Origin of the sequence: Rhodococcus sp. UYP9 (assembly GCF_040547235.1) — a bacterium.
Classification (GTDB): Bacteria; Actinomycetota; Actinomycetes; order Mycobacteriales; family Mycobacteriaceae; genus Rhodococcoides.
On record NZ_JBEPPH010000002.1, the window covers coordinates 320148 to 343276 of the forward strand.

Here is a 23129-nt window from a genome sequence, read left to right on the forward strand (position 1 = left end):
TCGAAAACCTAAGGAACCCACCAGTGACCGTTGCCGCGGACGATCGTCCAGCCGCCCGGGATGTCGGTCCACGCCGAGACGTCACCGGATCCGGTGCGGATGGGCCCGGTATCCAGCGGTCCGGGGAATGCGACACCACCGACCTGGGTGGTGTTGTTGAACCAGTTGATGGCGCAATTGCACCAGTTGTTGAGGGAGAAGTCGGTCAAGCCGGGGAGTGCGGGATCGACCCGGACGAAGATCGGTTGGTTGATGAAAACCTGATCGAGCCGCCATTGGAGAACCCCGGCAGGATCGAAGCCGACGGTTGGGCTGATCTCCCCTGCAGGTACGAAGCGTGCAGGCGCTGCCTGGGCGGTAGCCGACCCCATCAGTGAAGCGACGAGGACGAACAGGAGGGAGAACAGGGCGGCTGCGCTGCTGCGGCCGTGTCGCTCGGTCATGGGTTGTGCCTCTCGCAGGGGTGAACTTCCGCGATGATGTTACCCGAGCTCACGACCACCCACCTGCCGGTAGCCTCGGTGTAGTGAAAACTTCGAGGGCCTTCTCAGGGTGTATCGCATCGGCATTCGTCCTCGCGTCTCTGATCGGCTGTTCGTCGCCGGAACCCGAACAAGCTCAGGCGCCGGTGGCGAACCAGGTGACGGTGAAAAACCGCACCTACACGCCCGCGAGCATCACCGTCGACGTCGGCGACACGGTGACCTGGGTGTTCGACGACGGCGGCATGACGCACGACGTCGTCGCCGATGACAAGTCCTTCCGTAGCCCGCTGATGACCTCGAATACGTTCACCCACACGTTCACCGAGCCGGGAACGTACACGTATCACTGCACCCCGCACCCGGACATGATGGGAACCGTTCTCGTTCAGGGCTGAGTTGTAGTAGTTGGTCGGATGACCTGGGCTCGCATCACCGATATCGTGGAACAGGTGATCTCACTCGACCTGCGTACGGGGACAAGAGCGCCGTTGGCCATCGGCGGTCTCGCCGTCGCGGCCGGGGCACTGCTGTACATCCGGGACCCGCGGACGTCGACGTATCTTCCCTGCCCGATCCATGCCGTCACCGGGTTGTGGTGTCCAGGGTGCGGCACGACGCGGGCCCTCGGTGACCTGGTGCGCGGTGACCTACAGTCCGCCCTGACCACGAACGCGCTGGCCGTCGTACTCGTTGTCGTGGGGGTTGTGGTGTGGGGCGTGTGGCTGCGCGCCCGTGCGCGCGGCATGGTCTTCGGTATCAGGCGTCCGCCGACGTGGTTGTTCGTCGCGAGTGTCGCCGTCGTGGTGGCGTTCACGATTCTGCGCAACATCCCGGTCGGCAATTGGCTCGCGCCGGCATCGTAGTTGTCCGCTCTTGGTTTTCCCGAAGGAGTAAGCGCATGTGGCTCGAAGTGTTTTCGGTCGTGGTTCTCATAGGTGCACTGGTGGTGCTCATTCCGACTGCTCGGCGTGTGTTCAAGAAGGGCGAGGACGAGTGAGCGCTTCGACGTAGGGGGTGTGTGACGAAGCCCCAGCTGGGGCAGGGAAGCGTCGGCATCTAGTATCTATGTTGTGTCTATCCCTGCATCGAACCAGACTTCGGCATCGGAGCAGGCCTACCTGACCGTCAAGGAACTCATCGTCACCGGTGAACTTCCCGGCGGTGAGCTGGTCAGTGAAGGTGACATCGCCGGACGTATGGACGTGAGTCGGACTCCGGTTCGCGAGGCGTTCCTCCGACTTCAGGTCGAAGGATGGATGCGCCTCTATCCCAAGCGAGGGGCACTCGTTGTGCCGATCGCGCCCGGCGAGGCCGAACATATCGTCTCGGCACGCTGGATCGTCGAGATTGCCAGCGTTCGCACTGTCGTCCGTGACGAACGGGTCCGAACCGAACTTCTCGCTGATCTCCGCAGCAACCTCGAGCGCCAACGCCGCCTCGTCGAGACGGGCACGGCAGCCGAATTCAGCGCTGCCGACGCAGACTTTCACCGGCTGATAGTGCGTGCTGGCGGAAACCCACTTCTCGACGAGTTCTACACCGGTCTTCGCGAGCGTCAGCGACGGATGACGGCGCATTCACTCATCCGCGATCCCGGGCAGATCTCACGGATCGTCGACGATCACGCCGAGCTCGCCGACTTGATCGAAGCAGGCGACGTCGACGGTTTCGCTGATGCGGTCGAGCAACACATGAACCGGGTGCATGGATTGTCCGAGGGTGGTCGGCGATGACCACTGTCTCCACCGGGTCGAACGTCACCGAGGTCGGTACTGCTCGCTGGCTACTCGTCGCGGCAGGTATGTTCGCCGTCGCGTGGGGCGGAAACGAATTCACCCCACTTCTGGTGATGTACCGGCTCGAGCATGGCTTCTCCGCCGTCACGGTCGATATGTTCCTGTTCGCGTATGTCATCGGGATAGTGCCCGCGCTGCTCATCTGTGGGCCGCTGTCCGATCGGCTGGGTCGACGGCCGGTGATGTTGCCCGCGACGGCGGTGGCCGCTGCCGGATCGATTCTCATCTCGCTCGGCGCAGACAGCGCAGGTGTGCTGTTCAGCGGCCGGGTTCTCAGCGGAGTCGCTCTCGGTATCGGGATGGCCGTCGGAGGCAGTTGGGTGAAAGAGCTTACCGCCCTGGACCCTTCGGCGTCAGGCGGCGCGGGAGCGCGTCGCGCGGCGATGAGTTTGACTGCAGGTTTCGCGCTCGGTGCAGGCGTCGCGGGCATCCTGGCCCAGTGGGCGCCTTGGCCGACGCACCTCGCGTACCTCGTTCATGTGGGCATCTGCGTCCTCGCGGGGATCGGCATGGCTTCGGTGCCGGAGACGCGTGCTGCGGTGCCGGCTGCGGATCGTGAACCGCTTCGCAAAGATCTGTTGATCCCCGCGGCGTCGCACCGCAGATTCCTGTTGGTCGTCGTTCCGTTGGCGCCGTGGGTGTTCGGTGCAGCGAGCGTCGCGTACGCGGTACTGCCGTCGTTGATGGCCGACAGCAGTGGGGGCTACCCCATCGCACTATCGGCACTGATGTCGGTGATCGCGCTCGGCTCCGGCTTCGCCATTCAGGCGGTCGGGCGCAAGATCGACACTCCGACCCACGCCAGAGGAGCACTCGTTGCGCTCGCCATTCTGGTCTTCGGGATTCTGCTCGCAGCGTGGGCCGCATCGGTACTGACGATCGCCGCCGCTCTCATCGCAGCGGCAGTGCTCGGTTGCGGTTACGGCATGGCGTTGGTCTCCGGATTGCAAGAGGTGCAACGTATCGCCGGCCCTGATGATCTCGCCGGGCTGACCGCCGTCTTCTATTCACTCACGTACCTGGGGTTCGCGATACCGGCGATTCTGTCCGCGCTCACCGAGCAGTGGCCGGGGGTCGTGACCTATCCCGTCATCTTCGTCTTCGGTTCGGTTCTCGCCGCGCTCTGCTGGGTGTTCGTTCGCACTCGGTCGAGAGCGCACCTTCCCTGAGTTTCGTGAGCGGGGCGGCAATTTACTCCCCTATTCGGAATCCGTACCCCCTGCAGGCGGTACGGATTCCGAATGGAGGAGTAAATTTGCGCCGGCGGAGTCTACGAAAGCTCCGGCGGCGCCTACGGAAGCGCCGGCAGCTCCGCCTGATAGAGCCAGCTGTCCCAGAGGGTTCGCGGACAACCGAAGCGCGAAGCCAGGTCGATGAAGTCCTGGCTCGATACCGTCGAATAGCGATAATCCTTGGTCCACAGCTGAATCAGTGCGAAGAACCGCTCGTCGCCTACGGTCCGCCGCAGTGAATGCAGTGCCAGCGCGCCACGTTTGTAGACCCGATCATCGAACAGCTTGGCCTTGCCTGGATCGCCGAGTATCAGATCCTTCGGCAATGTCTGCTGTATGGCGTATGCGCGCTGCGCCTTGTCGTGAGCGCTTGCGCCACCGGAGTTTTCGACCCAGATCCATTCGGAGTAGCACGCGAAGCCTTCGTGCAACCAGATGTCCGCCCAGGTTCCGAGTGTGAGGCTGTTGCCGAACCATTGGTGCGCAAGCTCGTGTGCGACAAGGCGTTCGGAGCTGCGATCACTCGAACAATGGTTGGCGCCGAAGATCGAAATGCCTTGCGCCTCGATCGGAATTTCCAGTTCGTCATCGGTGACGACAACGGTGTAGGCCGCGAACGGGTACGGGCCGTACAGACGTACGAAGGTCTCCATCATCTGGGCTTGACGACCGAAATCGTGATCGTAGTGCCGACGCAGCCGTGGAGGGATGATCGCCTCGATCGGTACGGGCTCGGTGCTGGTGACGCGATGCTCGTAGTGCCCGATCTGGATGGTGGCAAGGTATGTAGCCATGGGCTCGGGCTGCTCGTACACCCACGTCGTTCGGCTCGCCCGAGCCTGCTTGCGCACCAACGTTCCGTTGGCCACCGCGTAGTAGGGCGAGTCCGTGGTGATCGTGATGCCGTAGCTTGCTTTCGATACCGGATGGTCGTCGCAGGGAAACCAGGATGCGGCACCGTTGGGTTGGCTTGCGACGATGGCTCCCTCGGCGAGTTCGTCCCAGCCGACTTCACCCCAGAAACTGTTGATGGGCTTGGGGATTCCGCCATAATGCACGGTCACGACGAGCGCCCCACCCGAGAGGATCGGCTTGGCCATGGTGATCTTCAGCTTGCCGCGCTGCTGCGAGAACTTCACCGAGCGGGACCCGTTGACCGACACCTTGGATACCCGCAGCGCGGGCCCGAGATCGAGTGCGAACTTGGCGATGGTCGCGGTGGTGACGGCAGTGATCTGCGCTGTTCCGGTCAATCGATTGCTGTCGACCTTGTACTCGAGATCCAGCTCGTACCGCGAGACCCGATATCCGCGGTTGCCACTCTCGGGTAGGTACGCGTCGATCGGCGCATCGTTGGCGTCGAGGTCGAACGTCGGCGTCACCGTCTTCGAGCCAGGTTTCACAGGGTCGCCTCGGCCGCCGCAGTGATCCGGCGGTACGGATCGCCCTTTGCCCACGGTGCGATCGGGTTGCCTTGCCAACGCGTGTGCGCAGGCACGGTGTCGCCGCGCATCACCAGAGATGCAGGCCCGACGGTCGCGCCGTCGCCGATTCCTGCGGCCGGAAGTGCGACGCAATGCTGCCCCAATGTGGCTCCTCGCCCGAGGGTGACGCTGTCCATGGACATGATCCGATCATGGAACAGGTGCGTCTGCACAACGCACCCACGGTTGACTGTTGCGCCGTCGGCAAGTGTCACAAGATCGGCTTCCGGTAGCCAGTACGTTTCACACCAGACTCCGTGGCCGATGTCCGCGCCGAGCCAACGAAGCCACATGTTGAGCACTGCCGTGCCTTCTGCTGCCCGCGCGAACCACGGGGCCGCGACGGTTTCGACGAACGTGTCGGACACTTCGTTGCGCCACACGAAGGAGCTCCACAGTGGGTGTTCCACCTTGTCGATACGGCCGACCCAGGCCCACTTCGCCAGCGCAGACACCGCAGCGGCGACGGCACCGGCAATCAGCAGTACGACTCCGCTGAGTAGCGCGGCAAGCCAGTACCCATGACTGTCGGCCAGTGCGAGGAGCCCGAACAGCACTCCCAGGCCGATCGCGAATGTCACCACCACCGGAATCAGTCGGCAGGTCTCGACGAATGCCCGAGCGATCTTCAGCTCGGTCGGCGGATCGAATGTGCGTGAGGAGTCGGTCTTCCCGGAGGTGCGGCGCAACCGCACGGGTGGGCTGCCGAGCCAGGAAGATCCGGATTTCGCCTTGTCCGGGGTAGCCGACAGCACGGCGACGAGGCCGTTCTTCGGGACGGTGCGACCCGGACCCGTCATGCCGGAGTTGCCGAGGAACGCCCGCTTGCCGACCTTGGCATCGCCCAGGCGCATCCAGCCGCCGCCGAGTTCGTAGCTGGCGATCATCGTGTCGTCGGCGAGGAATGCACCGTCGGCGACGGTGGTGAATTTCGGAATCATCAGCACTGTCGAGGCCTCGACGTCCTTGCCGATCTTCGCGCCGAGAAGTCGCAGCCATCCCGGCGTCAACAAGCTGGCGTAGAGCGGGAACAGGAAGGTGCGCGCGGAGTCCATGAGTCGTTCCGTTGCCCACACCTGAAAGCCGATTCGGCTGCGAACCGGGTGATAGCCCTCGGTCAGGCCGATGCTGCACAGACGCACCGCGGCCACCGTGATGAGCGCGAACGTTGCGAGGGAGACCATCGTGGCGACAGGTAGCAGCAGTACGCCGCGGCCGAGTGCGCCGAGCAACGTCGTCGCAGTGTGCAGCCACCAGCCCATCAGTACCAACGAGACGCCGATGGAGAAGATCGCCATACCTGACAGGAACAGGGACGCGACGCCGTAGGCCACGATCCACCGGGTCGCGCGAGGTGGTGTTTCCTCGGGCCACGGGTGCTCGGCCTTGCCGATTTTCGTGGCGGGGGAGCCGGCCCACATCTGGCCGGCTTTGACGCGTCCGACGACGGCGGAACCGGCGGTCACGACGGCGTTCTTGCCGACCGAAGTGCCTGGTAGGAGCGTCGATCGAGCGCCGACGGTTGCCCCCGCACCGATCCTGATGCCGCCGATGTAGACGATGTCGCCGTCGATCCAGTGACCGGTGAGGTCCACCTCGGGTTCGACCGAGCAGCCGTCGCCCAGCTCGAGCATGCCCGTCACGGGAGGCATGGTGTGCAGGTCGACGCCCTTGCCGATCTTCGCGCCGAGTGCTCGGGCGTAGTAGACCATCCATGGCGCGCCGGACAGGTTGGAGGCGCCGCTGGCGTCGGTGAGACGCGTTGCCGTCCACAGGCGCAGGTGCACGCTGCCGCCGCGGTCGTAGGCGCCGGGTTTCACCCCGGTCAGCAGCAGGCGAGAGCCGACGACCGAGATCGCCATCCGGCCGACCGGGGTGATGAACAGCGAGAACGCGACCAGGAGCCACCACCAGGACACCGTCGGCGCCCATGGCACGTCGGCGAACCACGACATGACGTTGGCGAGGATGCCGAGCCAGGTGACCCACTGCAGGCCGGTCAGCGTGGTCAGCGGCACTGTTGCGGCGATCTGAATCCACTGAGCCCGGCGCGGCGTCGGGATCACCTCGCGTGGCACGACGTCGACCGGCGGTGCAAGGTCGTCGAGCATGCGGGCAAGTGAGCCGAGCCGCGGGTGGTCGTACAACTGCGCGACGGTGACCTCGGGAAAACGTTGACGCAGCGCTGTCACCAACTGCGCGGCGGACAACGATCCGCCACCGTTCTGGAAGAAGTCGGCGTTGTCGTCGGAGACCTGAGCGCCGAGAATTTCGGTCCACAGTTCGGCAACCCATCCTGCGGTTCCGCCGAGCCCGGACTGTTCGCCCATGCCGGGAAGTGGCCACGGGAGCGCGTTTCGATCCACCTTGCCCGACGTCCGCGTCGGCAGCTCGTCGACGAGGGTGAGCCGCGGAACGAGCGCCGACGGAAGTTGCTGGGCGAGCAGGGTCCGCGCGGCGTCGAGATCGAAGTTCGGGTCGGTGCTGGACAGATACCCGATGAGCACGGAGTTGCCCGCACCCGTGGTGCGGATTGCCGCGGCAGCACCGGCGACACCGGGGAGGGCCTGTAGTGCGTTGTCGATCTCACCGAGTTCGATGCGTCGCCCGCCGAGCTTGATCTGATCGTCGGCGCGCCCCTGGAAAAGTAGGCCCTCGAGCTCGAGTTCGACGAGGTCTCCGCTGCGGTAGGCGCGCTCCCAGCCGAGTGTGGGCATGGGCGCGTACTTTTCGGCATCCTTCTCGGGGTCGAGGTAGCGGGCGAGTCCGACACCCCCGATCACCAGTTCACCGACTTCGCCGACGGCTACGGGATTGCCTGCAACATCGACGACCGCGAGATCCCAGCCGTCGAGCGGTAGACCGATGCGCACCGGACCCTTGCCGTCCATGATCGATGCGCAGGCGACGACGGTCGCCTCGGTCGGACCGTAGGTGTTCCACACTTCACGCCCGTCCACGGCGAGACGCTCGGCCAACTCGGGCGGGCAGGCCTCGCCACCGAAGATGAGCAACCGGACTGCTTCGAGGGCAACGGCGGGCCACAGGGCCGCCAGAGTGGGAACCGTCGATACTACGGTGATGTCGCGCGAGACGAGCCATGGCCCCAGGTCCAGGCCGCTGCGCACGAGCGATCGTGGCGCCGGCACCAGTGCGGCGCCGTGACGCCAGGCGAGCCACATTTCCTCGCACGACGCGTCGAACGCCACGGACAGGCCCGCAAGTACACGATCACCGGGGCCGAGCGGATCGTCCTGCATGAACATGCGCGCTTCTGCATCGACGAAGGCCGCCGCGCTGCGGTGGCTCACGGCCACCCCCTTCGGGGTCCCGGTCGAACCGGAAGTGAAGATGACCCAGGCGTCGTCCTCGGGTGTCGGGACGCCGACGTCCGAGGCGGGTGGTGTGTTCTTCTCGGCAGTACCGGCAACGATTCCGTTCGCGGTCACTACCGCAGTGACCTGGGCCTCGCCGAATACCAGTTCGGCGCGCTCGTCGGGGTCGTCCGCGTCGACGGGCACGTAGGCCGCCCCCGCGTTGAGAATCGACAGGATGGCGACGTACAGAGCGAAGGATCCCGAAGGCATCCGAATTCCGACGCGATCGCCGCGGCGAACACCGGCCCGATACAGCCACTGCGATCCCTCGTCGATGTCTACGAGTAATTCGCTGTAGGACACCGCGACAGTGCCGTCGTCGATGGCGGGTGCGTCAGGGTACTGCTCTGCTGTGGCGCGAAGAACATCGATGAGCGTGCGCTGCTCGGGCGCGTGCTCGGAGCGCAAGAAGTCGGTGGGTACGTCGTTCGAAGGCAGTTCGGGGGCCGAATCCGATTGTGGTTGCACAGAAAACGGGGTGTCCTTCTTCTCGTTGATTGCCGAATTGCGAGTGAACCTCGATGGTCGTTATCTCATGTTCGGGTGGCCGGAAGGTGAACGGACGGATGGATCGGTGAGGCTCGACACCGCGCGAATTCTACTCGGGATACGGCTTCGGATCGGCTGGAGACGCGATTTCCTACCGGAGGGGTTGACAACCTCGTAGACCGTTTGCCATCCTCTTCACAGGTCATGAGTACCAGCATCGAGCCCCGGCTTGCTGGTCGGCAACCCTCCTCCGCGGTGGGGTGCTCCGGGTGACGACCTGGCTGACGCCGGAATACCGGCGCGGCAAGCGCGGACTCGATCGTCCTTCTTCGATATTTCGAGTCCCTTGATGTACAAGGGGATATTTGTCATGACTGCTGTTCTCGAAAGCTCGTGCGCACCGTTCGCCGTGGTCAGTGGGGCAGACCTTCAGGTCCCGCTGGTCGACGGCAGTACCTGCACGTATGCGAATTTCGACTATGCCGCCAGCGCTCCTGCTCTCGCCGCGGTGACCGATCGGATCGTCGAGTTGCTGCCCTACTACTCGAGTGTGCACCGCGGCGCGGGTTACGCCTCGCGCGTGTCGACGGCGGCGTACGAGAAGGCTCGTACGACTGTGTCGAATTTTGTTGTAGCACAGAGCGATTCAGTGACGATCTTCACCAGGAACACCACCGACTCGCTCAACCTGCTGGCGCGGTGCGTGCCCGGTGAGACCGTGGTACTCGACATCGAGCACCACGCGAATCTATTGCCGTGGCGGGACCGCCGTGTCGTCGTTGCCGCCGACACCCTTGCCGAGACAGTGGCGCGCATCGAGGTCGAGCTCGCCACGAAACCGGCTGCGTTGCTTGCCATTACCGGCGCCTCGAATGTCACCGGTGAAGTGTTGCCCATTCGTGAACTTGCAGAGCTGGCTCATCGGTACGGTGCTCGCATACTCGTCGACGGCGCCCAGCTGGTACCGCATCGCCGAGTCGACATCAGCGACCTCGGTGTCGACTACCTCGCCTTCTCCGGCCACAAGCTGTACGCCCCGCATGGCGCAGGAGTGCTCGTGGGTCGTCGCGATTGGCTCGATGCGGCTCAGCCGTACCTCGCCGGGGGCGGTGCCGTGCGCAGTGTGAGTGTGGAATCCACCGCATGGGCGCTCTCGCCCGCGCGTCACGAAGCCGGCACGCCCAATGTCCTCGGCGTCGCCGCAGTGGCTGCCGCTTGCGAGGCGCTCGCCGAGCACGAGAGGTCGGGATCCGTCGAACACGAGCGTGCTCTGTCGGACCGATTGCGCGCCGGACTGACGGCAACCCCCGGCGTGCGCTTGCTCGAAGTGTGGACCGACTCTCCGGATACTGTGGGGATCGTCACATTTACGATCGACGGCTTTGGGCCCGGTGAGATCGCTGCTTACCTGTCGGCTGAGCATGGCATCGGTGTTCGAGACGGCAAATTCTGTGCGCACCCTCTTCTTGCGCGCCTCGGTCGTCCCGACGGGGCAGTGCGTGCGAGCCTCGGTCTGGGAAGCTCCAGCGCCGACGTCGATCGCCTGCTCGGAGCCATAACGAAGCTCGTGCACGAGGGCGCGTCGTGGACGTACGCGGAGGAGGACGGATGGTGGAACCCGGTGCCCGATCCGCGTCCCTTCCCCGATCTGGTGGACGGAAAGGCAGGAGTGGGATCTCCCTGTGTCCCGGCCACGGTGCCGGTGAGTGCCATCGGGGAGTCAGGTGCCGCTGAGTGGGACGAAGCCCCATCGCCGGCTGAAGCGGTTAGCATCGGAATATGACAGCAATTGTCTTGTGGCGCAACCGTCGCTGGTACGACAGGTACGTCGATTTGTGCCGGACAGCGTCCGGATCTTGTAGGCGCTCGGGTTAGACCCCAGACAGAAGCCGCATCCCTTGCCTTGTACGAAGGACACAATCGCATGTCGCACAGTTCCGATATCACCTCCGATCACCTCCACGCTCGCCCCATCCGGGTGGCCCTCGACCTGAATGGGCAGTGGACCGAGCTCACCGACTCGACTCCGACTTCGGAAATGGTGAGAATTCAGGCCGAAGACCTGCGGGAAGCGCAGAATCTGCGTACTCGGCTTCGCGCGGAGGCCGTCGAGTCGGGCAAGGACGCCGACGAAGTGGCCGTGTTCCTCGATATCGAGATTCACATCGCTGACGATGCACGCACTGCCCGTCGAGAGTTTGCAGGCCTCGACGCCCCGGTGGTTCCGGCCTCGATTCGTTATATCGGTACACCCGTCGGGCTGGCAGGTCTGATAGCCGATGTGAAAGCTGCTGACGTCGCCGATGGCGTCACCCTGATCGCAGCGGGTCCCCAGGAAGCGAATTTCGGCAAGGTCGCGTACGGCGTCGTGCCGTGGCTGGAAGATCGTGGAGTCGTGTTCTCGGCGTCGAACGTGGCGGGAGCCACCGGAGTTCGACCTGCCTCGCGAGTGCTCGCCTCGTAGCTCGCACTACTACTACGAGCGGGCCGCATCTGTCCTCAGGTTCCCGCAGCCTCTGCTGTCATGTCATGTCATGGACAGGGCAAGTCCGGCGGTGATGCGCAGCAGTTCCGAATAGGTCGTCCGAAAGATCGTGTTCGGATGCCCTGCAGCAGACCACAATTCGGGATACTCGGCCATCTGCTCGTCGACGTATGTGGGCAGATTCGTCGGGTGACCCACCGGTGCGATGCCTCCGATCGGTTGACCGGTGCAGTGCTTGACCAGCTCGAGTGGAGCTTGCGACAACCTCCCCTCCAGTCTCCGGCCTGTCCGATCGAGGTTCACCCGGTGCGCACCGGAGACGAGCAGTAACACTGGGTCGTCGTCGAGCAGAAACACCAGGGACTTCACGATCGCGCCGACGTCGACGCCGAGAGATTCGGCGGCGGCGTCGGCGGTCACTGTCGGCACGGGCGCGGTGACGACCACCCCGTGATGTCCACGCGAGATCAGGACGTCCGCGACGTGGGCTGCGTTCGGGTGAAGAAGCCGGGGCATAGGGCAAGCGTATTGCCAATCGGCAGTCCGTGCCTCGTACTAGGCGTAGACGGGGAGGTTTGCCGGTTTCTGTTGTGTGCGGTAGGTGAAGCCGAAGAACAGGGCGAGACCGACCACCGTATAGAGGACGAGTGCCAGCGCGGGCTGCCCGACGCCGTTGCCGGCGAAGTAGACGATGCTCCGAACGCCTTCGGTGCCGACTCCCGGGGTGATCCAGCGGCCGACGGCCGAATAGAACTCCGGAAGCACGTTCGGACCGAATGCCCCTCCGGCGCTGGGGTTTCCGAGAATGACGAACACGACGATCGCGATCGGAACAGCGACAACACCGACCGCAGCGCGTAGCCCGAGCGTGAACAGTGCCGTTGCCAGGACCACCGCTGTTCCCAGTACCGACAGAGGGAACCAGTGGCCGGCGAACGTGCCGAGAACATGCGTGGTGATGAACGCACCGAGGATTCCGGACAGGATCGAATAGCCGACGAGTACCCCGAGCTGAGTCGACGCTTCGCGTAGCGACTTCGGTGCGCCGATGAGGAGTCCGATTGCCGCGGCGAGCAGATACCCGCCGACGACCCAACCGACGGAGAGGTAGAAGCCGGACAATCCTCGGTTGTCGTGGATGCCCACCGGAATATCGTCGCGAACGACGAAGGTGCGGTTCTGACTCTTGTCGATCTTGGTGAAGATCGCGTCGAGCGAGGTGGCAATGGAGCTGCCTGCGGCGCTGGCGGTGATGAGTGTGTCCGTGCCCGTCGGGCTCAGAACGTAAGCGCCGAGCACCTCTCGGTTCCGGATCAGCGCACGCGCATCGCCCGTGCTGGCAGCGGTGCGGGCATCGAGGGGAGTGCCTTCGATGGCGTTGAGCTTGTCGGCCGTATCGACGTCCAGGCCGGCAGGGAGCCCTCGCGCGGCAACGACCACGATCGGAATCTCGCGCGGGGTCGGCTGATGGAAAGCAGCTACGTAACTGAGGATGAAGCCGAGTTGGAGTATCAGCACTCCGGCCGCTAGCCAGACAACCTTGCGCATGGATGTGAACTTTCCTGTCGAATGGATTGTCAATACCTAAGGTATTGAATACTCTAGGTATCGTGACGGTAGACGGTCAAGAAGAGTGGTTGTCGACACAGATCGCGTCGGGCCGGCCCGGGCGCGAGAACGTGCGTGAACGGCTGCTCGACGCGGCAGCCGACGAGTTCACCGAACACGGATTCGCTGCGGCCAAACTCCAGGACATCGCCAGACGCGCAGGCTTCACCAAGGGCGCCGTCTACTCCAATTTCGAGTCCAAGCAGGCACTGTTCGCCGAGCTGCTCTCGCGCCGCTCGATGGAACTCGCCGCACGAGTCATCGACGACGTGTCCGACCTCGGCCCCGACGATGCTGCCGGAGCAGGCGGCAGCGCCATCGCGTCGTGGATCGTCGCCGAGCCCCGGTGGCCACTGCTGGTGACCGAGTTCGGCATCCATGCTGGTCGAGAACCAAAGTTGGCGGAAAGCTACCGACGTGAGCGTCGAGTACTTCGGGAAGAACTTGCCACCCTGATCTCCGCCAGGGCCGAGGCGTGGGGCGTGGCGGCCACTCTCGATGCGCGAGAAGTAGCGACGTCACTGCTGGCGCTGATCTCCGGCCTGTCCGTCGAGCATTCCGTCGATCCGGACGAGATCGACGAACGAGCCATCGGTGCAGCGATCACCGAACTCTTCGCTGGCGCAATCGCCCGGGCGACCGAGCAAGATTGAAGCGGATCTCATCGGGTACCCGACCCACATGAGTGCTCAGAACCCCGACCCGAACGAAACCGCAGGATTGGAACCAGGCGGCGGTGTTCAGCCCGGAGATACGCCACCGGCAGAAACTAGCGTCGGTGGTCCGCAGCACGAACCGCCGCAACGAGGGTTGGCATTGCCGATCGTGTTTCTCGGGCTCATCGGGCTGGTGGTGATCATCGTCGCAGCTGGGCTGATCGGTCGAATCTTCGGTCTCTACTAGTAGGTGAGAACGGGCGGCCCGCTAGGCTCAGCGGCATGAAGGAACAAATCTGGAACGCATTTTCCGTCGAAATCGCCGACCATGTGGCGGTAGTTACCCTGATCGGTCCTGGCAAGGGTAATGCGATGGGCCCGGACTTCTGGAACGAATGTCCACTGGTTTTCGCGCAGCTCGACGCTGATCCCGACGTACGCGCAATCCTCCTCGTCGGCTCGGGCAAACACTTCACTTTCGGTCTCGACCTGGCATCGATGGCAGGTGAGTTCGCCCCGCTGATGGCAGACAAGGCCCTCGCCGGTCCGCGTACCGCCTTCCACAACACGATCAAGCGGATGCAGTTGGCCACCAACGCAGTTGCCGACTGCCGCAAGCCCGTCGTTGCAGCCGTGCACGGCTGGTGCATCGGCGGCGGCCTCGATCTCATCAGTGCCGCCGACATCAGGTACGCCAGCTCCGACGCCAAGTTCAGTGTTCGTGAAGTGCGGGTCGCCATCGTCGCCGACATGGGTTCGCTCGCGCGCCTGCCCGCGATCATCGGCGACGGTCACCTTCGCGAACTCGCATTGACGGGCAAAGACATCGACGCCGCTCGCGCCGAGAAGATCGGACTGGTGAACGACGTGTTCGAGGACCACGACGCGCTGATCGCCGGTGCTCGGGCCACAGCAGCAGAGATTGCCGCCAACCCGCCGCTGGTGGTGCAAGGCGTCAAGGAGGTCCTGGACAACTCACGGGCAGCCGACGTCGACGCCGGCCTGCGATTCGTAGCTGCCTGGAACGCTGCTTTCCTCGCCTCGAACGATCTGACCGAGGCGATCACCTCAGTGTTCGAGAAGCGCCCGGCAGAGTTCTCCGGAAGCTGACCCACCGTGGATTACGCCGAAGAAATCGGTACCCAACTGGTGCGTCTGCAGCGCGCACGGGACCGCAAGATTGCGCAGCTGACCGAAGAGTCCGGTGGCGTCGACGGAGCAGCATTCGTGTGCTTGTTTCGATTGCTTCGCGACGGCCCGATGAGGTCCAGTGAGCTGGCGGCACTGGTCAACTCGGACCCGTCGACGGTGAGCAGGCAGGTCGCCCAGCTTGTCGACCGTGGGCACGTCGAACGTGTTCGCGACGAGAGCGACGGCAGGGCGTTCGCCCTCGCAGTCACAGAGTCGGGCAAGCAGGTAGTCCATCGAATTCAGCTGCGTCGGACCGCGCACATCGGCAAGATCATCGAAGACTGGTCGAACGACGACCGCGCGTCATTGGTCGAACTGCTGGACAGATTTCTGACCGACTACGAGCGATCCAGAGTGGATACGTCCAAAGGCTCGTGACGGCAGAACCCCAGGTCGGTCATGTCTCCTTCTCCGGCTTCCCAGAGCGAGGCATGACGACCCGGCGTCAGCGCAGCGCGCTTTTGGGGTCGTTCCAGAGCTGATCGGTGAAGTCCTCCAGCGCGACGAGTACGACCGTGTCCTCGGCTCGACGAAGAATCGACTTGCTGGCCCGAACCTGCACCACATCGCCGGTCTTGTCGGTCATGCGCCACAGCGAATCGGCTCGCGTGGCAACCGTCGTCAAGAACATCTCGGCGACGTTGACACCCTCGGGAGCCTGATCGGGAAAGATGTCGTGCAAATGAAAGTCCGCACGAGCCGATTCCTCGGTGCCGAAAAGTTCGTCGAAGGCTTCGTTCGCGAACACGATTGCGCCACTGGGATCGACGGCGAGAATCGGCACGGGGATGCGGTCGAGAACGACCGTCACCGGCAGCTCTGGAAATTGTCCTGCATCGGAGACGAAGCTAGCTTGCCTGTTCTTACGACGCTCGCCCGTATCTCCTGCGGACGAATCGACGGAATTGCTTTCGCTCATAAATCTCCCCACTAGTGCGTCGAAAAGAACCAAGCTGTGTTGCATACCCGCAGGGGAAGGGTGAACACTTCCCCTGCCGGAAACATCCAAGTACGGAACTGCCGGTGCCTAAAAGTTGTCAGTGCTCTGGATTGTCTGCCAAACGCTTGAACGATGCAGCGATTTCGGCTTCTGCTTCGGCCCGGCCTACCCAGTCCGCGGCCGTGACGTGCTTGTTGGGCTCGAGGTCCTTGTAGTGGACGAAGAAGTGCTTGATCGCGTCCAATTCGAACGTCGAGACATCGCTGAGATCCTGGATGTGGTCCCAGCGTGAGTCGCCTGCAGGCACGCACAGAACCTTGTCGTCACCGCCGGCCTCGTCCACCATCTTGAACATTGCCACTGGGCGGGCCTCGACGATGACTCCGGGGAAAACGGATTCCGGGAGAAGAACGAAAGCATCGAGCGGATCGCCGTCCTCACCGAGGGTGTTCTCGATGAAGCCGTAGTCGGCCGGGTAACCCATCGCCGTGTACAGGTAGCGGTCGAGGCGAACTCGACCGGAAACATGGTCGATTTCGTACTTGTTTCGCTGACCCTTGGGGATCTCGATGGTGACGTCGAACGACACGCGCTGCCCTCGCTCTTCTTTGTTCTCGTCTTGCGTCTCGAGTGACGCACGATGGTGGCGGGGTCAGCGTACCGGACCCGAGGATACTGTTGGAGAAACTGGCAACGGGAAGAAGAAGACACCGATGGAGGAATGTTGGCCAGGTTGACCAAGCGAAATCTCGGTCCCACCGCTGGAAGGCGGCGACGGAGAACCCGCATTCTTCTGATTCTCGTTGCGGTGTCGGTCGTTGCGGCGGGCGGAACAGCACTTGCGGCCATCGTCCCGCGCGAATCCGACACGAAGGCCGAGGTGCATCTCGCGCCCGAGCCGGACCCGGTAACACTCGTACCGACCATCGCGCCGATATCGGACATCTCACCTGCACCCTCCGTCGCAGGTATCGCTGCCGCGCTCGCGCCGGTGGTCGCATCGCCGGATCTCGGCGCATTCACCGGATCGGTTGCCGACGCCGTCACCGGGGAGGTGCTGTGGTCCTCGGGTCCGGACACCCCGATGACTCCCGCATCGACGACCAAGGTGCTGACGGCAGGGGCGGCAATGCTCGCGCTGTCACCGGAACATCGCGTCACCACCCGTGTGGTGAAGGGACAATCCGATGGTGAGATCGTCATCGTGGCCGCAGGCGATCCGACGATCACTGCTCGGCCCCTGGGCAGCGAAAGCTTCTACTCAGGCTCGGCGCGTATAGACGATCTGGTGGAGCAGATATCCAAATCAGGTACGCCGGTCGACAGAATCGTCGTCGACACGTCCATCTACAGCGGTCCGACGATGGCACAGGGATGGTTTGCTCCTGACATCGCGGCCGGTTACATCACGCCGATCGAACCGATCATGATCGACGGCGGCAGATCGGATCCGCTGGAAGACGAGTCGCCCCGAAGCGTCGAACCGGCTCTCGATGCCGGTCGCGCGCTGGCCCGGGGCCTGGGGCTCGACCCGGCACGGGTATCCATCGGTGCGGCGCCACCCGGTGCCGATCAGGTGGCGAGTGTCCAATCTGCGCCTCTTCGTGATCGTCTCGGTCAGATGATGGGCCGCTCGGACAACGTCCTCGCAGAAGCCATCGGGCGCGAGATCGCCATCGAGACCAATGCGCAAGCTTCTTTCACCGGTGCAGTGGACTCGATCGAGCAGACATTGTTCGCCGCCGGGTACGACATGTCCGGACTCGAGCTGCACGATTCGAGCGGACTGTCGGTCGACGGGGTGATTCCGGCCAGACTGCTCGATCGGATATTGACTTCGGCCGCAGGATCGGGCAAACCCGAACTCCGCCCGATGCTCGACTACCTTCCCGTTGCCGGGTCCACCGGAACGCTGTCGGATCGATATGCCAGCGCCGAACGCGTCGGAGCAGGCTGGGTCAGGGCCAAGACCGGCACCTTGTCGGCCGCAAGTGCTCTCGCCGGGTACGTCGTGGACATGGACGGCCGGACGTTGACGTTCGCGTTGATGTCCAACGACCGCCCACCCGAAGTCAGCAGACCGGCGCTCGACGCGGTGGCGGCTACTCTCAGACTGTGTGGTTGCCGATGACGAACGACGCAGCGGACACCGAAGGCAATGTCTCAGGCTTCAGCGGGTCCGTGGATTGGGCACTGGCCGCGAAGACCGGTGCCAAATTCGCTCCGAAAGAACCGTCGATCTCCCGATACACCGCTGAAGCTGTCGTCGCCGAGTTGTCGGAGGCGTCGGTGCGCGCCGAAGGACCGGTACGTGAAACGACCGGTCTCGCCGACGGACTTCCGGTACCTCAGGCCTTCGTCGTCGATCGTGCAGGGTGGATCGACGCAGCATCGGCATCGATGAAACACCTGACCGGCGACGCCGAGGCAGAACCTCCGTCCGGCCTGCTCGGTGGTAAACCCGCGGGCCTGCAAGCAGGTGCGATGCTCGCGTTCCTGTCCAGCGCGATTCTCGGGCAGTACGACCCGTTCACCGGTGAGCACGGGACGCTTCTGCTCGTCGCACCGAACGTCGTCGCCGTCGAGCGGGCGTTGCGAGTGTCGCCGAGCGACTTCAGGCTGTGGGTCTGCCTGCACGAGGTGACGCATCGAGTTCAGTTCTCTTCGGCACCGTGGTTGGGCGAGTACATGCGCAGTTCCGTCGCACTGTTGTCCGGTGGTGTCGACGAACCGATAGGTGAGTTCGCGACGAGATTGACGAGCGCGCTGAAGAACCGTAGGCAGTCCGACAAAGCCGAGGACGCGGGCATCGTGGGGCTGCTGCGCGCAACGCAGGCCCCGGCCCAGCGGGAAGCGATCGATCGGCTCCTCGTGCTCGGGACGCTCCTCGAAGGTCACGCCGATCACGTCATGGACGCGGTCGGGCCGGCAGTGGTGCCCTCGGTCCTGCAGATCCGCCAGGCGTTCGACAGCAGGCGTCGACGAAAGACCAACCCACTCCAACGCGTCATCAGGGCCCTTCTCGGGATGGACGCGAAGATGGCGCAGTACGTGCGAGGCAAAGCGTTCGTCGACCACGTCGTCGGCAGGGTCGGCATGGAGCAGTTCAACACCATCTGGACCGATGCCGCCACGTTGCCGCTGCTCGACGAGATCGAGGACCCCGACCGGTGGATCGCCCGCGTACTTCGATGACGCGGCGTATCGCGGTGGCGCTGCCGGAGAAGCCTGCGATCCTCGAGCTGCGCCAGGCAGTTCGTCGGTGGCTCGCGTCGAGCCCGGGCCCAGTGGTCCTCGCACTGTCCGGCGGTGCCGACTCGCTCGCGCTGACCGCTGCGGTGGCCGCGGAGGCCCCGGACGTCCGAGCGCTCGTCGTCGACCACGGGCTTCAGCAGGGGTCGGACACTGTGGCGAAAGCTGCCGCAGCGACGGCACTGGAGCTGGGGTGCGTGGACGCGTCGGTGCTGACGGTGACCGTCGGTGGCTCGGGCGGAATGGAGGCCGCGGCTCGTCGCGCGCGGTACGAGGCATTGGACCGCCACCGAGGCGACGCCACGGTCCTTCTCGCGCACACTCTCGACGATCAAGCGGAGACCGTTCTGCTCGGACTCTCGCGGGGCTCCGGGCCGCGATCGATCGCCGGTATGTCCCCGGTGGATCAGCCGTGGGGCCGACCACTGCTGGGGGTTCGGCGAGCAGTTACCCGGCAAGCGTGCGCCGAGTTGGGGTTGACGCCGTTCGAGGATCCGCACAACACCGACACCGATTTCACTCGCGTCCGGCTTCGGCACGAGATTCTGCCGCTGCTCGAAGATGCGCTCGGCGGTGGCGTCGCAGCGGCTCTTGCTCGCACGGCGACGCAGCTTCGTGAAGACCTCACGGTTCTCGACGCCATGGCCGAGACCTTGGTACGGGAGAACTTCGCCGAACCCGAGGTGGACGTGACGACCCTCACGTCGGTCCCCGCTGCGCTGCGTCGTCGGGCATTGCGGTTGTGGTTGCTGCGCAGTGGAGTGAAGGCACTGTCGGACAAGCAGTTACGGCTGATCGACGATCTCGTCGGACACTGGCGTGGACAGGGCGGGGTTGCCGTCCGTTCAGGGGCGTCCGACGCCAGGTTGGTGGTCGCGCGTCGACGTGGCAGGCTGGTGCTCGAGCAAGAGTGGAGCCTGCGAAACGGCGGTGCTTGAATCTGCAACAGTTGTGAAGGTACGAGAAACAATTGAAGGGAAGCGCCGTGTACGAGGGCGATATCGAATCGATTCTCATCTCCGAGGAGCAGATCAAGACTCGTACGATCGAGCTTGCCAACGAGATTGCCGAGCGCTATCCCCAGGGCGCGCCGGAAGGTGATCTTCTCCTGGTCGGTGTCCTCAAAGGTGCTGTCATGTTCATGACGGATTTTGCTCGCGCGCTCCCGATTCCGACGCAACTCGAGTTCATGGCAGTCAGCTCGTACGGCTCGTCGACGTCCTCTTCCGGAGTGGTTCGGATTCTCAAGGACCTCGACCGGGACATCAGCGGCCGTCACGTACTCATCGTCGAGGACATCATCGATTCGGGTCTGACGCTGTCCTGGCTCAAGCGCAACCTCGCCACTCGTAACCCTGCCTCGTTGGCGGTGGTGACCCTGCTTCGCAAGCCCGATGCAATCAAGGTGGACATCGAGGTCGCGAACGTGGGTTTCGACATTCCCAACGAATTCGTCGTCGGATACGGCCTCGATTACAACGAGCGCTACCGCGACCTGCCGTACATCGGAACTCTCCACCCGAAGGTCTACGGCGGCTGAGACCGGCCTGGTCTTCGCCTGACCTGGCCTCGTGCTTTCATCCCGGTTCACGAGTAGCACCGTCTGGCCGAACCGGCGCCGACTACTCCGAGCGCGGGAACGTATTGGACAACGGTTTCACTAGGATGTGGAGACGGCGTCGATGCTCGAGATCCCAGGGCGCAGATATTGTCGGCGTACATCGCGAAGGAAGAATTACGGACATTGCTGTTGTGTGATGGACGGGAAACACCGGATCGACGGCGAGTTGGGACGGCCTCGAGCAGACGAGCAAGTTGGTCTTACATCTGGCCGGCCGCGAATTTTGCCTACTGACGGTGCCGGCCTACGCCTACGACGTGTCCAACCTCACCCCAGCCTTACAGTAATGTCCGCAATATGCCTATTGCGCTTACCGAGGACCAGCTTTCGCTGGCTGAATCAATCAATGACTACTACCGCCGCACGGACGCCCTCGGGCAGACCCGTGCCCGGCTGGAGAGTCCGACTGTGGGCCTGCCGGGCGACTGGGCGAGATATGCGGAGCTCGGGTGGCTCGGCATCCACCTCCCTGAGGACGTCGGCGGGGCGGGCATGGGTATGGGCGAGGCCGCGGTGGTCGTCGAGGAGCTCGCGGCAGTGCTGGCCCCGGGTCCCGTCCTACCGACAGTCTGGGCCTCGGCGCTGCTCGCCGCGAGCGGCACCCCCGACCAGCAGCAGCAGCTGTCGCTGACGGGGCTCGCCGAGGGCACCGTCGTCGGCGCGGTTGGTTCCGTGCCGGATGGGCTCGCCTCGCGCGACGCGGACGGGGCGTTCCGACTCGCCGGTCCGGTCCAGGTGCTGGGAGGCATGGAGGCGGATCTGATCCTGCTGACGGTCGGAGCGGACGTGCTGGCCTTCGACCGCGTGCAGCTGGGCAGCGTGGACGCGGAGAGTATGGACCCGACGCGCAGCGTCGCGCTGATCAGTGCGGATGGCCCCGTGCAGCCTCGGATGGAGTTGCCGGGCGCCGCGGAGCTGGCCCAGGCCATCGGCCGTGTCTTGGCGGCCGCGGAGGCAACGGGCGTGACACGCGCCTGCCAGAACATGGCTGTGGACTACGCGAAGCAGCGACAGGCCTTCGGCCGGGCCATCGGGTCCTTCCAGGCGATCAAGCACATCCTGGCGAATGTCCTCGTCGATCAGCAACTGAGCATGGCTCAGGCCTGGGACGCGGCCGGCATCTTGGCAGGCGCCCCGGAGCAGCGGAGCCTCGCTGCCGCGGCCGCGGTCGTGACCGCGCTGCCCGCAGCGGTGAGCGCCGCCGAGCAGAACGTCCAGGTGCACGGCGCCATCGGCTATACCCGCGAGCACGACGCGCACCTGTACATGCGTCGCGCCGGAGTGCTGAGCATGATGTTCAGCGTCGTCGCCGCGCGTCGCGAGATCGCCGCCGCGACCGTCGCGGGCGTGCGCCGAGTGTCCGGCATCGACCTGCCGCCCGAGGCGGAGGGCTACCGCGCCCAAGCGCGGGAGTTCGTCGCGCAGTTGGGCTCGGTGGCCGGGGCCGAGCGGCGCGAGTTGTTCGTGGACTCCGGTTACGCCATCGCGCACTGGCCCCGGCCCTGGGGCCTGGGTGCCGGCGCCGTCGAGCAGTTGGTGCTCGATGAGGAGCTGCGTGGACAGGAGCGGCCGGAGTACGGCATCGGTGAGTGGGTGCTGCGCACGGTTGTAGACCATGGCACGCAGGAGCAGCTCGACCGCTATGTGCACGCCAGCCTGCTGGGCAAGATCACGTGGTGCCAGCTGTTCAGTGAGCCCGGCGCCGGCTCGGACGCCGCGGGCGTGACCACCAAGGCCAAGCGGGCGGAGGGCGGCTGGATCGTCAACGGCCAGAAGACCTGGACCAGCGGCGGGCACACGTCGACGCATGGTATGGCGACCATTCGGACCAACCCGGACGCGGCCAAGCACAAGGGCATCTCCATGATGCTGATCGACATGGCCGCGCCGGGGCTCACCGTCCGGCCGATCCAGGACAGTCGGGGCGTCGAACTGTTCGCCGAGGTGTTCTTCGACGACGTCTTCGTTGCCGACGAGGATGTCCTGGGAGCGGTCGACGGCGGCTGGGGAGTGGCGCGCTCGGCCCTGGGCAACGAGCGAGTGACCATCGGGCGCGATCGGCTCGGCCTCGACCTGTCCTACGACCTGTTCGCGCTGTACGCCGAAGTGCGCGGCGACGCCGGGCTGGACCAGTCGATCGCGGACCTCGTCGCGGAGGATCTCGCGCTGGCGGCGCTCACCCGCCGCATCGCTGAGCAGGCCGTGCGCGGCGGCGCGTCCGGGCCGGAGGGGGCAGTGCTCAAGCTGGTCGGCAGCGAACATACACAGCGCCTGGCGACCGTGAGCCTCGCGGTGGCCGGCGAGGCCGGCGCGCTGGAGGCGAAGGCGCTGAACGAGCTGCAGCGCAGCTTCCTGTACGCGCGCTACAGCACCCTCGCGGGGGGTACCTCGGAGGTCCTGCGCAATCAGATCGCCGAGCTGATCCTGGGGCTGCCCCGCGAGCAGTCCCTGCGTTGACCTTGCCCTCGGTGATCATCACGTCCACGTCGGCTCGCCGAAGGAGCTCGCCGCCA

At 64.6% G+C, this 23129-nt stretch carries 22 protein-coding genes and 1 riboswitch; of the genes, 15 read left to right on the top strand and 7 right to left on the bottom strand.

Annotated features, from left to right (window positions below; genetic code table 11):
• Positions 1-8: 8 nt before the first annotated feature.
• A complete protein-coding gene (locus ABIB36_RS07820) occupies positions 9-443 on the bottom strand; it encodes a hypothetical protein (RefSeq protein ID WP_354559883.1) in 435 nt (144 codons plus the stop codon).
• An 83-nt stretch (positions 444-526) separates the two neighbouring features.
• Between ABIB36_RS07820 and ABIB36_RS07825 the strand changes: the two genes are divergently transcribed.
• The 4 genes from ABIB36_RS07825 (at position 527) to ABIB36_RS07840 (ending at position 3450) form a co-directional block, all read left to right on the top strand.
• Positions 527-880, top strand: a complete 354-nt coding sequence (locus ABIB36_RS07825) for a cupredoxin domain-containing protein (RefSeq protein ID WP_354559881.1) — start codon at positions 527-529, stop codon at positions 878-880.
• A gap of 18 nt (positions 881-898) precedes the next feature.
• Positions 899-1348 (top strand): DUF2752 domain-containing protein, encoded by a 450-nt coding sequence (locus tag ABIB36_RS07830; RefSeq protein ID WP_354559879.1) that lies wholly within the window; start codon positions 899-901, stop codon positions 1346-1348.
• Positions 1349-1555: 207 nt separating this feature from the next.
• Positions 1556-2218 (top strand): GntR family transcriptional regulator, encoded by a 663-nt coding sequence (locus ABIB36_RS07835; protein WP_354559877.1) that lies wholly within the window; start codon positions 1556-1558, stop codon positions 2216-2218.
• Positions 2215-3450: an MFS transporter gene (locus ABIB36_RS07840; RefSeq protein WP_354559876.1), complete on the top strand. Its 1236-nt coding sequence runs from the start codon at positions 2215-2217 to the stop codon at positions 3448-3450. Before ABIB36_RS07835 ends, ABIB36_RS07840 begins: the two co-directional genes overlap by 4 nt.
• Positions 3451-3572: 122 nt before the next feature.
• Here ABIB36_RS07840 and ABIB36_RS07845 read toward each other — a convergent pair whose 3' ends face one another.
• Together ABIB36_RS07845 and ABIB36_RS07850 are read right to left on the bottom strand one after the other, a co-directional pair.
• Positions 3573-4916 carry a M1 family metallopeptidase gene (locus tag ABIB36_RS07845; RefSeq protein ID WP_354559874.1) on the bottom strand — a complete coding sequence of 448 codons (1344 nt, stop codon included), beginning with the start codon at positions 4914-4916 and terminating at the stop codon, positions 3573-3575.
• Positions 4913-8842, bottom strand: a complete 3930-nt coding sequence (locus ABIB36_RS07850) for a Pls/PosA family non-ribosomal peptide synthetase (protein WP_354559872.1) — start codon at positions 8840-8842, stop codon at positions 4913-4915. Before ABIB36_RS07850 ends, ABIB36_RS07845 begins: the two co-directional genes overlap by 4 nt.
• A gap of 221 nt (positions 8843-9063) precedes the next feature.
• Positions 9064-9179, top strand: a riboswitch (SAM riboswitch).
• 54 nt (positions 9180-9233) lie between these two features.
• Here ABIB36_RS07850 and ABIB36_RS07855 point away from each other — a divergent pair.
• Positions 9234-10646 carry an aminotransferase class V-fold PLP-dependent enzyme gene (locus ABIB36_RS07855; RefSeq protein ID WP_084345888.1) on the top strand — a complete coding sequence of 471 codons (1413 nt, stop codon included), beginning with the start codon at positions 9234-9236 and terminating at the stop codon, positions 10644-10646.
• 141 nt (positions 10647-10787) lie between these two features.
• The gene (locus ABIB36_RS07860) at positions 10788-11327 is read left to right on the top strand and encodes a hypothetical protein (RefSeq protein WP_354559870.1); all 540 of its coding nucleotides are present in this window, start codon (positions 10788-10790) and stop codon (positions 11325-11327) included.
• Positions 11328-11390: 63 nt separating this feature from the next.
• Here the strand turns inward: ABIB36_RS07860 and ABIB36_RS07865 are convergent, their stop codons facing one another.
• On the bottom strand, positions 11391-11864 hold the full coding sequence (locus tag ABIB36_RS07865; RefSeq protein ID WP_354559869.1) for a YbaK/EbsC family protein: 474 nt from the start codon (positions 11862-11864) through the stop codon (positions 11391-11393).
• Positions 11865-11903: 39 nt separating this feature from the next.
• Positions 11904-12896, bottom strand: a complete 993-nt coding sequence (locus tag ABIB36_RS07870) for a hypothetical protein (protein WP_502944891.1) — start codon at positions 12894-12896, stop codon at positions 11904-11906.
• A 131-nt stretch (positions 12897-13027) separates the two neighbouring features.
• Between ABIB36_RS07870 and ABIB36_RS07875 the strand changes: the two genes are divergently transcribed.
• The 4 genes from ABIB36_RS07875 to ABIB36_RS07890 are packed head-to-tail and all read left to right on the top strand — an operon-like array spanning position 13028 to position 15181.
• Positions 13028-13609, top strand: a complete 582-nt coding sequence (locus tag ABIB36_RS07875) for a TetR/AcrR family transcriptional regulator (RefSeq protein ID WP_084345887.1) — start codon at positions 13028-13030, stop codon at positions 13607-13609.
• Positions 13610-13637: 28 nt separating this feature from the next.
• Positions 13638-13859 (top strand): DUF6480 family protein, encoded by a 222-nt coding sequence (locus tag ABIB36_RS07880; protein ID WP_084345549.1) that lies wholly within the window; start codon positions 13638-13640, stop codon positions 13857-13859.
• A 35-nt stretch (positions 13860-13894) separates the two neighbouring features.
• Positions 13895-14722 (top strand): crotonase/enoyl-CoA hydratase family protein, encoded by an 828-nt coding sequence (locus tag ABIB36_RS07885; protein WP_354559865.1) that lies wholly within the window; start codon positions 13895-13897, stop codon positions 14720-14722.
• Between the two features lie 6 nt (positions 14723-14728).
• Positions 14729-15181 (top strand): MarR family winged helix-turn-helix transcriptional regulator, encoded by a 453-nt coding sequence (locus ABIB36_RS07890; protein WP_354559864.1) that lies wholly within the window; start codon positions 14729-14731, stop codon positions 15179-15181.
• A 67-nt stretch (positions 15182-15248) separates the two neighbouring features.
• Here ABIB36_RS07890 and ABIB36_RS07895 read toward each other — a convergent pair whose 3' ends face one another.
• Positions 15249-15722 carry a PAS domain S-box protein gene (locus ABIB36_RS07895; RefSeq protein WP_084345546.1) on the bottom strand — a complete coding sequence of 158 codons (474 nt, stop codon included), beginning with the start codon at positions 15720-15722 and terminating at the stop codon, positions 15249-15251.
• A gap of 118 nt (positions 15723-15840) precedes the next feature.
• Positions 15841-16332 (bottom strand): inorganic diphosphatase, encoded by a 492-nt coding sequence (locus tag ABIB36_RS07900; RefSeq protein WP_084345545.1) that lies wholly within the window; start codon positions 16330-16332, stop codon positions 15841-15843.
• Positions 16333-16464: 132 nt separating this feature from the next.
• On the opposite strand from ABIB36_RS07900, the gene dacB reads away from it, so the two are divergent.
• The 5 genes from dacB to ABIB36_RS07925 all read left to right on the top strand — a co-directional run bounded on the left by dacB (position 16465) and on the right by ABIB36_RS07925 (position 23073).
• A complete protein-coding gene (gene dacB, locus ABIB36_RS07905; RefSeq protein ID WP_084345544.1) occupies positions 16465-17874 on the top strand; it encodes a D-alanyl-D-alanine carboxypeptidase/D-alanyl-D-alanine endopeptidase in 1410 nt (469 codons plus the stop codon).
• Complete coding sequence (locus ABIB36_RS07910) at positions 17871-18938, top strand: Rv3626c family coenzyme F420 biosynthesis-associated protein (RefSeq protein WP_354559863.1); 1068 nt, start codon at positions 17871-17873, stop codon at positions 18936-18938. The genes dacB and ABIB36_RS07910 overlap by 4 nt, the downstream gene beginning before the upstream one ends.
• 14 nt (positions 18939-18952) lie before the next feature.
• Positions 18953-19933: a tRNA lysidine(34) synthetase TilS gene (gene tilS / locus ABIB36_RS07915; RefSeq protein WP_373270516.1), complete on the top strand. Its 981-nt coding sequence runs from the start codon at positions 18953-18955 to the stop codon at positions 19931-19933.
• A gap of 47 nt (positions 19934-19980) precedes the next feature.
• Complete coding sequence (gene hpt / locus ABIB36_RS07920; protein ID WP_084345542.1) at positions 19981-20535, top strand: hypoxanthine phosphoribosyltransferase; 555 nt, start codon at positions 19981-19983, stop codon at positions 20533-20535.
• Between the two features lie 378 nt (positions 20536-20913).
• Positions 20914-23073 (top strand): acyl-CoA dehydrogenase family protein, encoded by a 2160-nt coding sequence (locus tag ABIB36_RS07925; RefSeq protein WP_354559862.1) that lies wholly within the window; start codon positions 20914-20916, stop codon positions 23071-23073.
• Positions 23074-23129 lie beyond the last annotated feature (56 nt).

Excerpts from the sequence above, each read along its gene's own strand:
- ABIB36_RS07820 (WP_354559883.1), bottom strand. The coding sequence starts at position 443 with ATGACCGAGCGACACGGCCGCAGCAGCGCAGCCGCCCTGTTCTCCCTC.
- ABIB36_RS07830 (WP_354559879.1), top strand. The coding sequence starts at position 899 with ATGACCTGGGCTCGCATCACCGATATCGTGGAACAGGTGATCTCACTC.
- ABIB36_RS07840 (WP_354559876.1), top strand. The coding sequence starts at position 2,215 with ATGACCACTGTCTCCACCGGGTCGAACGTCACCGAGGTCGGTACTGCT.
- ABIB36_RS07855 (WP_084345888.1), top strand. The coding sequence starts at position 9,234 with ATGACTGCTGTTCTCGAAAGCTCGTGCGCACCGTTCGCCGTGGTCAGT.
- ABIB36_RS07860 (WP_354559870.1), top strand. The coding sequence starts at position 10,788 with ATGTCGCACAGTTCCGATATCACCTCCGATCACCTCCACGCTCGCCCC.
- ABIB36_RS07865 (WP_354559869.1), bottom strand. The coding sequence starts at position 11,864 with ATGCCCCGGCTTCTTCACCCGAACGCAGCCCACGTCGCGGACGTCCTG.
- ABIB36_RS07870 (WP_502944891.1), bottom strand. The coding sequence starts at position 12,896 with ATGCGCAAGGTTGTCTGGCTAGCGGCCGGAGTGCTGATACTCCAACTC.
- ABIB36_RS07880 (WP_084345549.1), top strand. The coding sequence starts at position 13,638 with ATGAGTGCTCAGAACCCCGACCCGAACGAAACCGCAGGATTGGAACCA.
- ABIB36_RS07885 (WP_354559865.1), top strand. The coding sequence starts at position 13,895 with ATGAAGGAACAAATCTGGAACGCATTTTCCGTCGAAATCGCCGACCAT.
- ABIB36_RS07895 (WP_084345546.1), bottom strand. The coding sequence starts at position 15,722 with ATGAGCGAAAGCAATTCCGTCGATTCGTCCGCAGGAGATACGGGCGAG.
- dacB (WP_084345544.1), top strand. The coding sequence starts at position 16,465 with ATGTTGGCCAGGTTGACCAAGCGAAATCTCGGTCCCACCGCTGGAAGG.
- ABIB36_RS07910 (WP_354559863.1), top strand. The coding sequence starts at position 17,871 with ATGACGAACGACGCAGCGGACACCGAAGGCAATGTCTCAGGCTTCAGC.
- ABIB36_RS07925 (WP_354559862.1), top strand. The coding sequence starts at position 20,914 with ATGCCTATTGCGCTTACCGAGGACCAGCTTTCGCTGGCTGAATCAATC.